This is a genomic window from Microbulbifer maximicatervae (SeqCode), assembly GCF_052467385.1.
In genome coordinates, this window is record NZ_CP174311.1 from 2,624,197 (window position 1) to 2,638,410 (window position 14,214).

The 14,214-nt window shown below is 47.4% G+C and carries 10 protein-coding genes and 2 tRNA genes; 6 read left to right on the plus strand and 6 right to left on the minus strand.

What is annotated here, in order from left to right; all coding sequences use genetic code 11:
• Positions 1–197: 197 nt before the first annotated feature.
• From ACJJIR_RS11010 to ACJJIR_RS11030, 5 genes are all read left to right on the plus strand, one after another.
• Complete coding sequence (locus ACJJIR_RS11010; protein ID WP_444905353.1) at positions 198–1,421, plus strand: hypothetical protein; 1,224 nt, start codon at positions 198–200, stop codon at positions 1,419–1,421.
• Between the two features lie 476 nt (positions 1,422–1,897).
• A tRNA-Cys gene (locus ACJJIR_RS11015) sits at positions 1,898–1,971 on the plus strand.
• A 90-nt stretch (positions 1,972–2,061) separates the two neighbouring features.
• Positions 2,062–2,148: transfer RNA gene (locus ACJJIR_RS11020), tRNA-Leu, on the plus strand.
• Between the two features lie 1,311 nt (positions 2,149–3,459).
• Positions 3,460–3,633, plus strand: coding sequence for a 6-carboxytetrahydropterin synthase (locus tag ACJJIR_RS11025; RefSeq protein WP_444905354.1), 174 nt, complete (start codon positions 3,460–3,462; stop codon positions 3,631–3,633).
• A gap of 1,410 nt (positions 3,634–5,043) precedes the next feature.
• Complete coding sequence (locus tag ACJJIR_RS11030; RefSeq protein ID WP_444905355.1) at positions 5,044–5,508, plus strand: RidA family protein; 465 nt, start codon at positions 5,044–5,046, stop codon at positions 5,506–5,508.
• A 160-nt stretch (positions 5,509–5,668) separates the two neighbouring features.
• Here the strand turns inward: ACJJIR_RS11030 and ACJJIR_RS11035 are convergent, their stop codons facing one another.
• Together ACJJIR_RS11035 and ACJJIR_RS11040 are read right to left on the minus strand one after the other, a co-directional pair.
• The gene (locus ACJJIR_RS11035; RefSeq protein ID WP_444905356.1) at positions 5,669–6,364 is read right to left on the minus strand and encodes a YopT-type cysteine protease domain-containing protein; all 696 of its coding nucleotides are present in this window, start codon (positions 6,362–6,364) and stop codon (positions 5,669–5,671) included.
• Positions 6,365–6,749: 385 nt separating this feature from the next.
• Positions 6,750–7,916 carry a dipeptidase gene (locus ACJJIR_RS11040; protein WP_444905357.1) on the minus strand — a complete coding sequence of 389 codons (1,167 nt, stop codon included), beginning with the start codon at positions 7,914–7,916 and terminating at the stop codon, positions 6,750–6,752.
• 79 nt (positions 7,917–7,995) lie between these two features.
• Here ACJJIR_RS11040 and ACJJIR_RS11045 point away from each other — a divergent pair, with 79 nt between their 5' ends.
• A complete protein-coding gene (locus ACJJIR_RS11045; protein ID WP_444905358.1) occupies positions 7,996–8,604 on the plus strand; it encodes an LEA/WHy family protein in 609 nt (202 codons plus the stop codon).
• 30 nt (positions 8,605–8,634) lie between these two features.
• Here the strand turns inward: ACJJIR_RS11045 and ACJJIR_RS11050 are convergent, their stop codons facing one another.
• From ACJJIR_RS11050 to ACJJIR_RS11065, 4 genes are all read right to left on the minus strand, one after another.
• On the minus strand, positions 8,635–10,344 hold the full coding sequence (locus tag ACJJIR_RS11050; RefSeq protein WP_444905359.1) for a sulfatase-like hydrolase/transferase: 1,710 nt from the start codon (positions 10,342–10,344) through the stop codon (positions 8,635–8,637).
• A 157-nt stretch (positions 10,345–10,501) separates the two neighbouring features.
• Positions 10,502–11,065 carry a CDP-diacylglycerol--glycerol-3-phosphate 3-phosphatidyltransferase gene (pgsA, locus tag ACJJIR_RS11055; protein WP_444905360.1) on the minus strand — a complete coding sequence of 188 codons (564 nt, stop codon included), beginning with the start codon at positions 11,063–11,065 and terminating at the stop codon, positions 10,502–10,504.
• Between the two features lie 101 nt (positions 11,066–11,166).
• On the minus strand, positions 11,167–12,981 hold the full coding sequence (gene uvrC / locus ACJJIR_RS11060; RefSeq protein ID WP_444905361.1) for an excinuclease ABC subunit UvrC: 1,815 nt from the start codon (positions 12,979–12,981) through the stop codon (positions 11,167–11,169).
• A gap of 44 nt (positions 12,982–13,025) precedes the next feature.
• A complete protein-coding gene (locus ACJJIR_RS11065; protein ID WP_413665673.1) occupies positions 13,026–13,679 on the minus strand; it encodes a response regulator in 654 nt (217 codons plus the stop codon).
• Positions 13,680–14,214: the final 535 nt, after the last annotated feature.

Here is a 14,214-nt window from a genome sequence, read left to right on the forward strand (position 1 = left end):
TTATATGATAACGACTTTGTAAGTGTATTCTTTTTAAGTGGTACATATCTGAAAACCAATCCAATGAAACCTGACGGCACAAAACTGTCACCTCATAACTGGCTAGCTTGTGACCAGTTTGCTTGAAGATGACACAAGGGCACCTGTAGGCTTAGATACTGTCGAAACGACTAATTGTTGGATTTCCCGCTGAAGAAATGATGCTTAAACGATTACTAACACTGCCGCTATTACTCGCCACTCTATCCCCTGCTGTTCAGGCTTATGAGATTCTTTACAGTGCAGAGATCTCACCCAACTCCAAGCTGGCTGAGGTGGAAATGGCGCTCAGCGGTGATGATATGCCAAGTAAGCTCGTTCTAAACTTGCGCTCTGGCCGCTATCAGGACCTGGAAAGTGACACCCCACTAAAGATCGAGGGCGACAAAGCAACCTGGCAACCCGAAGGGAAGAACCCCGTCCTCAAGTACCGCTTTGTCATAAATAACCAGCGTAGCAACGGTGGCTACGACTCACGGATCACCAAAGACTGGGCAATTCTCCGCAGCGATAAATTGATTGCACCGGTATCAGCAACCAGCCGTGGCCGCTCTACCGCCCGCCTTAAGCTGGAACTTCCTGACCAATGGTATGCGGCCCTACCCTACCCTGAGATCGAAGATAACCTATACGAGTTATCTGACCCCAAGCGTAAGTTTGTAAGACCCAAGGGCTGGATGATTGTAGGGAAAATTGGCAGTCGGCAGGATATGATTGCCGGCACTGAAACCCGTGTTGCAGGCCCTAAAAATGAGAATATTCGGCGGCAAGACATCCTGGCCTTCCTAAATTGGAACCTGCCAGAGCTCAAGAAGATCTTCCCCCTCTTCCCTGATCATCTATTGATCGTAACCGCTGACGACCCCATGTGGCGCGGCGGACTGTCGGGGACACGCTCTCTATATATGCATGCTGATCGACCATTGATCAGCGGCAACCGCACCAGCAGCATGATCCACGAGTTAGTTCATGTGGGCACGGGAATTCACGGCGACGATGAGAGCGATTGGATTGTAGAGGGACTGGCTGAGTTTTACTCCCTGGAGATTTTAAGGCGAACTGGTGGCATCAGTGAAACCCGCTATCAGGAGGCAATGGATAAACTGATTAAATGGGGTAAGAAGGCTCCTTCACTATTAGTCGAACGCTCATCCGGTCCCATTACCGCCCGTGCGGCCGGGGTAATGCAGCAACTGGATAAAGAGATTCGCGAGGCCAGCAATGGCAAGGCAAGTATTGATGACGTCGCACGAGAACTGGCTCGAACACGCGGTGAAGTGACTCTGGAAAGGTTTAGATCCCTGTCTGAGAAAGCAGCCGGTAAACCCGTGGATACATTAGCCACAGAAAACCTGACAGACCCGGACGAAAGGCTCCAGTAAATAGCAGACAAAAAAAAGCCCTGACGACGGGGGGGGAGAGCGTCAGGGCCAAGACCATTAGGAGTGAAACTTGGAGGATTTCATCCTTGCTTCCGGGTGGCAGCCATGTGAGCCACCCTACCAGCATTACTAAACACGTTGGGGGAGATGTGTTAGCCAGATAAAGACAGTATCGAACACAGGTCACAGATTGCCAGCACACCTGAAGATTAATTTAGAACAAATGGAAATAGGTTCTTGAGCACCAGCGCTAAAAGTTATTACAGCCCTCCCCCACCATCAGAAGGTAACTTTTCCTACTTTTTTTCACTTGTTTGCAACATTGATGAAAACAATGCTTGACTAATCCTCTAGAGTCCCTAAAATGGCGCCCACTTACACAGCGAAACGCACGTAAGTATAAGAAAACGCTAGGATTTTTCAGATTTATCAGATAGAATTCGCAGCGTTCTTTTCCGCCAAAGGCGGATAAAAAAGGCTAGGTGGCAGAGTGGTCATGCAGCGGACTGCAACTCCGTGTACGCCGGTTCGATTCCGACCCTAGCCTCCATTTTCCTCTTCATTGCAGTATCCTGTTGAATGCAATGAAAGTGAGAATGAAGGGCAGCTATTAAACATCGCCCTCTCTCGCAAAGGATCTGCCCGGGTGGTGGAATTGGTAGACACAGGAGACTTAAAATCTCCCGGCTTCACGGCCGTGCCGGTTCAAGTCCGGCCCCGGGCACCAATCAGATCTTTGAAATCAATAAGCAACTCCCCACTTCGTGCAAATCTGGCGCGCCCCATTTTTATAGTTAAATTTCTTCCACTGATACACTAGTAGTTACCGTCCCGCTTGCGCCACCAATCAAGCTACACCGAGCTTTGTCGCTAGATAGCTTGAGATCCATCGACCCTCAAGTTTCATTTATAGAGCTACTGAGCCACTAAGCATCAGCACCACCTGGTTGATTATTTCGCGAACATGCAAGACGAAAGAGTGCATGGCTGAAATAGGCTTTAATGGGCGCGAGGTCTGCAATCTGGTAGTCACCGGAGGAGTCGCACTCTATGGCAATTAGGCCGGCTACTTTTTATCTATCTTCGTTACAGCACCCCTAACTATCAGGATACCCACTTGGCAACCAATGGCTTAGCCTTTGAGCTTCTCATGCCTTGGCACTCAGAGGTGGTACCCCAGCATTTTAAATAAAATACTTATCTACGATGCAGTGAGAATCTGCATATAGCCAGAACTCCATGGCCTCACCTTTAGTCACCGTCGCAGCTGAAGAGGCTAACCCCACATTATCGGAAACCTCTAGGGCAACTAAAAATGTTTTAAAATGGAATTCATTTATAACGAGAGCAGCAGCCTCGAGCTTCCCAGCACCATCCTTGATAGTCTGAAAAATAGCAATTTACTTAGTCAACATTGGCTGACTTGCAAGTAAATCGGCGTGGACCCTCACCTATTTCTTCAATAATTCGTGCGTAGTGTTCTTTCATACCATTTCCGCAACATCTTCCAGTCATGTATGTATTAAAGCTACCGCCCACCCTGCTCACTCACAGCCTGGCAACAAGAACCACATAACTCCTGATAAAACCGCCTATACTTAAGGATAGACTCTTTCAAAAAAACTAAAATATAACTGGAATTTACACTGCTTTGGAGAACAACAAATTAACTAAACTTATAAATAATCCGCTATCTGGACAAACAAAAGTACATCCCTTAATCATGTTTACCCTCAGCCCCCAAATCGATTAAACAATTTGAAAACAGACCTTTGCCAACTGCATAAACCACACCTAATAAAACTTAATTTTTCATCAGGAAAATTTGAGCAGAGTAATTTTTCACTCGAATTCGGACAAAAAATACAAGAAGAATGAAAAATCACCAGAATCGAAATAATATAAGCATTACAATAAATAATAGATCGCATTTATTCTCAGCAATTTAAAACTCGATTTACGATATAGAATAAAATTAACAAGTACACCTTACTTTTTTGATATTTTTTATGGCCAGCTTTATATTAGGAATAGCTATATGGCATATCAAATCACAAAAACATTTAAGTTAGACATGGGCCATCGAACATGGAATCAGGACATGCGCAAAGGGCGCGGCAAAGAGTTCTACTCTGATGACATGCCGTATCCTTATAACAAATGCGCAAATCTACATGGCCACTCATTGTTAGTTTCAGTGACCTTAATCTAGTGAAACAGTAGATCGCCAGAACTTTGTCATGGATACAGACCTATTTAAGGCACCTTTTCAAAAGATTATTGATCAAATTGATCATTCATTTATTGTTGATAAAAATGACCCACTATACCCAGACATAAAAAAATTGTGGAGAAAGACAATTTAAGATTATATGTTGTCGACTTTTCCCCTAGCTTTGAGGCTTTGGCCAAATACTTTTATGGGTGTATGAAGGATATTATTGGTAAAACTGAACACGAGGGAGAAATTGAAGTGCTCGAGGTAACAGTTACTGGTGAGCATATGACGGTAAAAGCAAGATACGGTATTAGTTAAAATCTTTGGAATCTCATGGCGCCCCTACTATTTCTACAGACACAGAAATACCAGTCACTGCAATGATACTTTAACCCACCCCTTTAAAGGGGCCGACAAATACACCAAAGATACAAATCAATATCCGAATCAATCCTACCATTTCGGGAGCTCCAGTATCCGAGCCAATTTTTCCGGAAGGGAGAATTTGAGGCAATACATCTCCCCTATCACCATAACTTTAGTTCCAACCTTTATTGGACAACCAGAGGTTCTTACCGGCACCTCCGTGCCTGCACACCCAAAAGCACAGAAAAAAGAATCAAGCCTACCCCCTCAATGGCCAATGTATGCCATACGCTCATTTAACTACCCTAAACTAGAGATGAAATAAACCGACCAAGGAAGAAAAAAACCGGCTTGGGGGCCGGTTCAAGAAAGGATGGTTGCTGCATGAAAACCAAAGCAGCTGTAAATATATTACCCCTCATACTAGAGAGCTGCCAATGCGTACAGCTGTATTAATATACAGCCTTAGGTGACATTTACGCCAATTTGAGAATCAAGCTTTGAAGTATTTAGTTTCGAGCGTTTCCGTTCTTTTGATGGTTGCTTAAAGAAGGACATACCACTTCCCTAATTGAGTACTCAAGTATAGCCAAAATCCTGGCAAATCTATATTTCTACAATAAAATGTGTGTGTTGGTTTCAATTAAAAGAGATCGCTCCACTCAATACAACGCTTAAGCTCGATTGGCTTAGGGAGTGAATAGCGCACTCGAATAGCAGTGCTATCGAGTCGGTCACTCCAGAGCACCATTGTTCAATAATCCAGCAATGTTGAAAGTGGCTCTCAGGCAAGCAATAGGATTGAGCTGCTCATAATACGAGAAAACTCTCGCATTCATCACCGTCGCCAATGCATACAAATTAGATACAAACTGCAGGTATAATCACCGACCAATATACCCTTTAGCACCTTAATTCAATTAGCTTGCTCCAGAAACCCATCTAAGTTTTTTGAGGTAATCACCAAGAACAAAAAGTGATCGACCGCAAGATACACCGGCCCCAGCTTTTATGAAAAACTTACAAAAAAAGATTCCAATGAGTATAAAGACATCACCTATAAATGCATTAATTTCTGCACTTTTCACTATTACGCTTTCCAGCTTCAGCCATGCAAAGGACGCTGAGCAGGTTGAATTTCTGAACCCAACAGGATCAGCCTCAAAGCTACCGTTTTCAGAGGCTGTAAAAGTTGGCAACCAGCTATTTCTTTCTGGCCAAATAGGGCTTTCACCGGAGACTAAGCGGTTAGCCCAAGGGGGATTCGCTGCGGAAACCAAACAGACTCTAGACAACATAAAGCAAACTCTGGAGCGCTACGACTACGAAATGAAAGATGTCGTTAAATGCACGGTCATTTTAACAGATATCAAGAATTTCCCTGAATTCAACAACATCTACCAGAAAGCTTTTGCCTCCCCCTACCCTGCAAGGACTACCTTTGCAGTGGAGTCCCTAGCGCTGGACGCCCAAATAGAAATTGAGTGCATCGCTGCCAAGTAATCAATATTAAAACTGGGAGTGCCAGACTAATCCCCCTAATTGACTCATCAGGACTTTTACTGCGGTCTAAATTCTCTAGTATACGCTTGCACTTAAACTCAACGCACAGGGTCGCCTAAGCGACCCTGTGATACCTAGACAATAAAACAACCCTACTAACTTATCTAAAAGTTGAAATCATCCAGCTTCCACCAGCAGTGCCCATCGCCAGGTATATCAAAGCCAGCTGATGTAATTCGGCCTTAAAGCGGTTGTATCCGTTAAATACAAAGGAACCAAAATTGGGGTCAAAAAGTCTCCAGGTATTACCATTCTGTACTTGAATTGCAATTGCATGGCCGCTGTTGGGGCCCAGGAATCCTATCAATGCAAAGCCTTGATTAAGGCGGGCCATCCCCTGCCGTATCCATCGCAAAAATGTGGAAAAAGGCTCAAACGGGTTCAACTGATGCCCACGGGCGATACAGTGCTCGGTATACCCATCTGTCCGACAAATCGTCCTTAACCCTGACGATATACCCATCACATTTCCCTGGATCTGCTGCTGTGCGGAAATTGCCCTTTGCATTGTATAGATAGGCTGCCCAAAGGTGGTGGTCGACCCGCCAACAGCCCTTAAAAACATACCTGGAGTTGCTCTGTTGAGGGCGTTTCCAATTCCCGTATTATGGTAACGCTGTTGCAGTCCTGCCTGGAGGTGCATATTTATATGGCCGCCGGGTTGCAAGCCGAGTCTCACCCACATGTAGGATAATGCGTAACAAACTCCGCGCCTTACGTCATTGTGGACACCGGGTTGGATGTAATTTGCTTGATCCAATAGAAATTCTGTTTCTGTTAGTTTCGGATTGAACATGGAGGTCTCCCTATTCTTTAGAGATAGTGGACTTTTGCCTATCCGCGGTATCGCGGCCCATGTTCTATTTTTCTCACCTACAGTTTTATCTCTATCAATTTTCTTGTGGCTCTTTTAGCTTTAAGACATTTTAAAAAGTAAACCGGAATTTGATTACACTTAATTTCAATTGGCTTTTCAGGATGTTAAGGTCAAAATATGATACAAATTTCCATTTTAAACTGCGTTTGGATAAGTGCAGAAAGTAAATTTAGTTTAATCATATGCGTGTGCAAGTATTGCGCTGGTAATAACAAACTCATCAGAACAGTGAGCTATCAAATACCAGCGCTAATATATCTGTTGAGAAGGCTGCAGAATCTAAATTCAACCTTCCTATATGATATTAACTGGGAAGTTGAGTAAGGAAGAAATCTCTCAGGTTCTCACCCATTACTTTTCGGATCTCTTCTTCAGTAAACCCTTGCCGAAGCATTTCTGCGGTAAGCACGCCCAGTTCACTTACGTCAAATGCAACCTTTACACTGCCGTCATAATCTGACCCCAATGCGACATGATCCACGCCCAGTGTATCAATGGCATAACGAATGGATTTAACAATGCTCTTGGGGCTTGTATCGCAGACAGCACCAGGCCAGAAACCAATTCCAACCAAGCCTCCTTTACCCGCTATCTCCTTCATTAGCTCGTCACTGATATTCCGGCGTGAGTTACACGCCCCTTGAAGCCCGGTATGGGAAACAATCACTGGGCGCTCGGCAATATCCAAAACTTCGCGGACGACCTGCTCGGAGGAGTGGGCGACGTCAATCACAATAGAGCGCCTTTCCATCTCCTGCACTGCTTCCCGGCCAAATGCGCTCAAACCCTGCCCGCTTTCTCCATGCAGGGAGCCACCCAGCTCATTGTCAAAAAAGTGTTGCAACCCCATCACCCGGAAACCAGCATCGTATAGGTGGCCGATGTTTTCGATCTTCCCTTCCAAAGGATGGGCACCTTCAGTGCCAAGGAGTGCAGCCAAAACCTCTTCGCCCTGCTTCCTTGCTGCAAGCACCTGTTGTAAATCTGCCGCACTTTTGACGATACGTATTTGGTCAGGCGCAGATTGCTGTAGCGCATTAACACGCTCTGCATGATAGAGCGCCCGTTCATACAAGCTGCCCCACGCCTTTACTGGCCACGCCTGAGCAATGGCCAATAAGGTTATATTATCGCCAGCTTTGCTGGAATTCTTTTGATAGTTCTGCCCCCGGGGAGACTTGGTAACTGATGTGAAGACCTGGATACCCAGGTTACCTTCTCGCGCCCGGGGAAGGTCCAGATGACCATAGTCGGCTCGCTTCCTCAAATCCCTGGCCCACAGGAAACTATCTGCGTGGAGATCACCTACCAATAGACTTTGGTGTAGTGCTTTAGCCTCAGGTGACAGCGCTGCAATTTTGCCAGGCTCTACTTTGTTCATCGACTTTTCAATAGCCGGAAGCAAAAGCCATTTCCAGCTGGCGAACAATATCACCACCATTGTTGTCAGAAGAATGAACCACTTGCTCATCTATTGTCTCCATTAGTAGAAATCCATGGGAAAGTTTGCACAGAGGCAACAACCTTCTTCGATCCATCAGGATCGCAGAATGAAGCAATTCGAGGGGCTGCTCAATAAGCAAGCAAGAGAAATAAAACTGTGGTGGTCGTGGAATAAGCGCTGGGACACCAACCTCGTATTTATCAGAAGAGAGAAAAATGAAGGACAAGCAGTGATCAAACTTTTACAACTGAACTTACTCGTATTATTCGCTCTATTCATGGGTGGTTGCGCCGCTTTATCGCCCAATTTTCAGCAGCCCGAGGTTGAGATTATTGGGCTGGAGCCGCTTCCTCCTGCCGTCGGCAGCGATCTGCGCTTCAGAATCCATTTGCGCATTTTCAACCCTAACAACCAAGAGCTACCCCTCTCCGGGATCTACTACAAGCTCAGTCTTGCCGGCCACAAAGTGATGACAGGAACCTCAAACAACTTATTGCCCATTGCCCCCTATGGCCAGGATGACATCTCGGTGGACGCAACTGCGAGCTGGATGGGGTCTCTATTCGCCGCCGCTGAATTAGCGAATAGAGGGCAGCAATCGGTACCCTATGAACTTCAGGCAAAAATTGGCCTGAGCAGGTCCATTGTGCCTTCCATTACAGTGCAGCGAAGTGGCGAAGTTCGACTGAATCAGAATCCGGGCCTCTACCACTAGTCCAAGCCTACTCACTTTGGATATAGCGTTTTAATCTCCCCAGTCGCCGACCTTGTCGGCACCGGGGATCTGATACTCGAGATAGTCTTCAACAGTGAATGGCATCTCACTGATGACTGCGCGCACGCGCTCACCAATAGCCTGTGTCTCAGGGCGCGCATTGGCCAGCCCGGTATAGGGTATGCCTTTGCCGCTGGCTACGTCTGGATATTTACGTTTGAATAAACGGTGGCGAGCCACCATATGATTGAACTGGCCCTGGGTGTAAATTAACGGCACCAACTGCGGGGACTCCTCCCGGGGGTCCATATATAAATCGTAATAAGCCTCCGGCATCCCCGACCCTTCCACCTCCCCCGCTCCCAGCCAATGCCTCTTATATCGCCCCTTTACTGTTGCCCCCAATTCCTTACCCGTATAAATAAATACATAATCCCGGCGGCCATGAGTATCGCCGTTTAGGAACAGAGCGGTCTGGTCGAGGCCATCAACGACGCGATCCGTGGGAATAGCATCAGTTGCTCCACCCAAGCGAGCGAAAGTCGTATACAGGTCAGTGATATGAATAATATCTCCTGCCGTTTGTCCCGCTTCGATAGTTCCTGGCCACCAGGCAAAAGCAGGTACGCGAACGCCGCCCTCAGTAAAATCCCCTTTGCCACCCCGATACAACATGGGCAGCATTCCCCACCCCGCCGGCGGACTGTGGACCATAGGACCGTTATCCGCCATTGCAACGAACAAGGTATTTTCAGCGAGCCCTAAGCTTTTCAATTCTTGCATCAGCACCCCGACAAAGTTATCCATCGCCGGGAAGGCATCGGCAACCATCAGCCCGGCTACCGAGCGCTTGGGGTTATACATCGCCATGAAATTAAGGAGATTGGGCCAGTAGGCAACGAAAAACGGTTTCTTCTGCTCTGCACTGCGACGAATAAAGGCCAGCGTTCTCTGTTCTGCTTCTGGATCAAACTTGGCGAAGCACTCGTTGGATGTTCCGCACCATTCCCGCCCGGGTTGTCCCTTTTTCCCTTCAATATTCATTACCCAGCCAGCGGGAATCAGACCAGGGCTGTCCAACTGATAGGGGTCAGGTGGATAGATTTCGGGGAACATGCCCAGCACCGCATTTGCTACATTTGCCTGGGGGTTAAACAGGGAGGTAATCTGGTTCATCGGAGTGAACAACGCCTCATCGAACCCCTGATTGTGTAAATAACTCTCCTCGATATCTCCAAGGTGCCCCTTGCCGAAAAAGCCTGTCGTATAACCCGCTTGCGAAAGTACCTCGGCAATAGTGACTTCTTCTGCGCGTAGACCAGAAAACTCATGGGGCATACCCACTTCACCCATGCCATAGCGCACCGGTAGCCGTCCGGTGAGCACAGCAGCACGGGTTGGTGTGCATGAGGGCTCAGAGTACATGCGGGTAAAGTTGATACCCTCAGCAGCCATCTGGTTTAGATTTGGCGTTGAGTAGCCAAAGTTCTTTTGCAACGCAGGAAAGCCAACAGCTCCAAATGCAGTGTCATCCCACAACAGGAATACGATATTCGGTGGCTGTCCATATTTCTGCCGCAACTGCTGTAAGCGTTGCTCAAGTTCCGCATCCTCTTGACTCCAACGATCGCCGTTTTGCATCTTGAGAATATAAAACTCGGCATCGTGTACGACTTGCCCCTCAACATTGAGAGTGATGCAAAGCAGCCAGATCATAATCAGGTGGATTTTGACGGACATGAGCTTCCTAAAGATCGCAGAAAAGTATCTAACAATTTAGAGGAGCGCAGGGGTTTGGAAGAGGAAGAGCGAGTTTAAGCGGGGTAAAGAGCGCCTCGTTTTCCAGCAAATGCCAGAGTCGAGGCGCCAATTTCGTGAGAGAAGTAATCCCCTCTATCTACTTATCATGGCTGTCGGCCATAAGGGCCGGCCATGCGGCGCGCAAGTACATCACCATTGTCCATAAGGTGAGGCCGGCAGCGATATAGAGCAACAGATATCCAATAGTTTCCATCACCGGAAACTCTCTAACATCGAAGGCAAGCAGAACAAGAATTGCTGCCATCTGTGCGGTGGTTTTGACTTTGCCTACATAGGAAACGGCAACACTGCTGCGCTGCCCGAGCTCAGCCATCCACTCCCGCAACCCAGAGACCGCGATCTCTCGACAGATGATCACCGCCGCAGCAATCGCAAACAGCGGATTGTCATGCAGTCCCACCAGCAAGACCAATGCAGTAGCCACCATTAGCTTATCGGCAACCGGGTCCAGAAAGGCACCGAGGGCAGTACTCTGATTTAATTTTCTGGCGAGATAGCCATCAAGCCAATCGGTAATTGCGGCAACTGCAAAAATTGCAGCAGAAGCAATGTAACTCCACTTGTACGGCAAATAGAAAACCAAAACAAAAAATGGGATCAATGCAACACGCAACAGTGTCAGTTGATTGGCGATTGTCATACTTTTCTCTATTCTTGCGGAGGGCGTACGTTATCAAGCCATCGCGCAAAATGAAACGCTTTGGAAAAAACTGGCCATTTAATCGCCAGCTCAATCCTGTTCTACTCGTGGTGTAGTGCCGAGTATATATCCTGAGCCAATTTCCGGCTGATACCATCCACGCTGGCGATCTCCGTCACTGTTGCGCGCTTTAGCTCCTGCAAACCTCCGAAATGTCGCAGCAGCGCCCTGCGGCGAGTGGGCCCTACTCCAGCAATACCTTCCAATGGAGACTCCCTGCGTTTTTTATCCCGTTTTGCCCGATGGCCAGCGATAGCAAAACGGTGCGCTTCGTCTCGCACTTGTTGAATTAAGTGCAGTGCTGATGAATCGGCGGAGAGTACAAGCTCTTTGTTACTGGAAACCACATGTAATGTTTCAAAGCCTGCTTTTCGTGTAGTTCCTTTGGCAACACCAATAATTTGCACTCCGACGATGCCCAGCTCATTCAGAGCTTCGACCGCTTGTGTAACCTGGCCCTTGCCCCCGTCGATCAACAGGATATTGGGGAATTTGCCCTCGCCACCGGAAAGGCGCGTATAGCGCCGCTTTAGCGCCTGCCCCATTGCCGCATAATCATCGCCCGCCTGGATACCCTCAATATTGAATCGGCGATAATCCGACTTCACTGGGCCTCCGGTATCAAATACAACACAGGACGCAACCGTGGCCTCACCGGAAGAATGGCTGATGTCAAAGCACTCAAGCCTCTCCGGGAGCTGCTCCAGTTCTAATACTTCCTGGAGCTTCTCGAAACGGTTGTAGAGTTTTTGCTGGGCTGCAGTTCGACTAGTCAAATTCTGTTGCGCTGCCTGTTGCGCCATTTCAACCCAAGTGGCCCGCTTACCACGCAACTTATGGGTGATACCGACATCGCGACCACACTGCTCGCTAAGAGCCTGTTGAAGTGGCTCGAGATCCTGTAAGGCCTCTGAAACTAAAATCTCACGGGGGATCTCTCGGGGACTGCCCAGGTAAAATTGCGGAACAAATGCGGAAAGTAGCTCTGGCGGTGTGAGTCCCAGGCGCTCACTGGGAAAATAACTGCGACTCCCTAGAATTCGCCCCTGCCTGACAAACAGAACGTGTACGCAACAGCTACCGCCCTCACTGGCTATCCCCAGCACATCCACATCGCCACTTGCACCTTCAGCTACCTGATCCGCTTGTAGACGACGCAGCGCGGAAATTTGGTCCCGCAGTCTCGCGGCTTTTTCAAATTCCAGCGCCCGGGATGCCTCATCCATTTGATCGGCCAACTCCTGGATAATGCTGTCACTTTTACCCGTGAGAAACATCTCTGCGTGGCGAACATCCTGGCGATAGTCCTCGGGAGAAATAAAATCGACACAGGGAGCGGTGCAGCGCTCTATCTGATATTGAAGGCAGGGCCTTGAACGGTTGCGAAAAACACTATCTTCACAAGAGCGGATTCGAAAAGTTTTTTGCAAAAAGTTCAGGCTGTCGCGAACCGACGATGCATTTGGAAAAGGTCCGAAGTATCGGCCTTTCTTGCGCTTAGCACCACGGTGGAATGCAATACGGGGGAAAGTGTCATTGCTGGAAAGAAAGATATAAGGGTACCCTTTATCATCCTTCAGCATCACATTGTATGGGGGCCGCTGGGACTTGATCAGGCTTTGTTCAAGCACCAGGGCTTCGGTTTCACTGCGCGTAACGGTGACTTCGATGTTTCCAATACGCTGCACCAGCGCCATGGTTTTTGTCGTTAGTCCGGAGCTCCGAAAGTAGCTCGACAACCGATTGCGAAGGTTCTTGGCTTTCCCTACGTAGAGGATTTTATTTTCGGCGTCGAACATCTGGTAGACGCCGGGTTTGCGAGTTACTGTCGCGAGGAAACGCTTGCTATCGAACATCTGGCAACCGGCCTCAATATTTTAAGAAATCAGCCACTTTTCAATTAAAGTGCAGCATCTGGGTCGAGAATTTGGTGTTTAACAGCGAGGATCGTCAACTCTACATCACTATTAATATCCAACTTCTCAAAAATCCTGTAGCGGTAGCTATTCACCGTTTTGGGGCTTACCGAGAGAGACTTTGCAATATCCGCAACCTTGGCGCCATTGACGATCATGTCTGCAGTCTGCAATTCCCTTTTAGATAATTTTTCAAACGGAGATTGCTGATCATCCTGGCCACTGACACTGCGCATCGCCATTTTGGTTGCCATGGAATTACTGATAAAAACACCACCTGAAATAACCGTCCGTATCGCTCGAACCATTTCTTCAAGGTCCGCGCCCTTAGTCACGTAACCCATTGCCCCAGCTTGCATCAAGCGGCCCGGGAATAAATCATCATCGAGTGCACTAACGGCAACAACTTTTGCCTCCGGGCACCGCTGCAGCAGTTTTCTAGTTGCTTCAAGGCCACCCATTCCTGGCATTTTTACATCCATCAGAATGACATCAACATTAGACCGGCGAACGAATTCCAGGGCCTCCTCGCCACAGTTTGCCTCTCCGGCGACTTCTATATCCTCAACATCACCCAGCATGCGCGAAATGCCCATTCGCACAAGATCGTGATCATCCACCACTAAGACTTTGATCAAGCTATCCCCAACTACGGATAAGTGCAGTGGCTACGCCGCGTATACATCCCCAACGCACGAGCTCTATAAACTGCGTTCTTCTTTTTAGCTCACGGTGAAACTACCCCGTGTAGGCCCCCCTGGAACCCAACCGCAACATACCAGACAAAAACGCTACTGCAAAGCAGAAGCACCGTTTCAAATGCTGCTGAACAGACATTTGACCACAGGATCTTGCTGCCTTTATAACATTTAATTATAGCGTAAAAACGTACCAATTAATTTTTCTGCGATCAAGATGAGCACTTCCGCAAAATTTGCGATAGAAGATTCATTTTATCGCAGAAAATATTTATGAAAGAAATCGGAATATGAGAAAATGTAAGAGGTTGAATTCGTTATAACAAAATAATCGTCAACAACTAGAAAAATTCTCTACTGAAATTCAGGCTGAAAACTGCCAACCCCACCCAATAATTTGCACTTTTCTATTGGGTACTTCCTAACTGTAATTCATGAAGAATAAAAGAAGGGATTGTCCGCACCCTCATGCAAA